Origin of the sequence: Pseudomonas sp. 2995-1, assembly GCF_002742505.1 — a bacterium.
GTDB classification, from domain to species: Bacteria; Pseudomonadota; Gammaproteobacteria; order Pseudomonadales; family Pseudomonadaceae; genus Aquipseudomonas; species Aquipseudomonas sivasensis.
Genome location: NZ_LJSA01000491.1, coordinates 1 through 421, shown reverse-complemented (window position 1 = coordinate 421; position 421 = coordinate 1). Strand labels below are relative to the sequence as shown.

The following is a 421-nucleotide window of genomic DNA, read 5'->3' as shown; positions in this document are numbered from 1 at the left end:
ATACGGTATCGTTCTCCTTTATTCGAGAGTGGAAGATAAGGTGATGGCTTTCTTGAGAGATGAGAATTTCCCATTCACAGTGATTGGTCGTCCTAACGATATGTCCATTAAAGATGTTACTTATGTCAACAACGATAATTATAAGGCTGCAAAGACTGTTACTGAATACTTGCTTCTATTAGGCCACAAGAAGATTGCCTTTATTGGTGGTAAGTTAGACTTCGTAGTAACTGTCGATCACTTAGAAGGATATCGCCATGCTCTAGAAAACTCAGGTTTAACCTTAAAAGATGACTATGTTGTCTTTCATGAAGAGTTACAAGAAGGTGGTCAGGATGCTGTTATTGAATTAATGTCGTTAGGAGAAAGGCCAACAGCTCTCATTGTAGCAGATGATATAATGACGTTTGGTGTAATGAGA

1 protein-coding gene is annotated in these 421 nt (G+C 38.2%); it reads left to right on the top strand.

Features of this window, described 5'->3' with window-relative positions:
• Nucleotides 1–43: 43 nt before the first annotated feature.
• A partial coding sequence (locus tag AOA61_RS27215) for a substrate-binding domain-containing protein (protein WP_256583501.1) occupies nt 44–421 on the top strand: 378 nt, incomplete at its 3' end.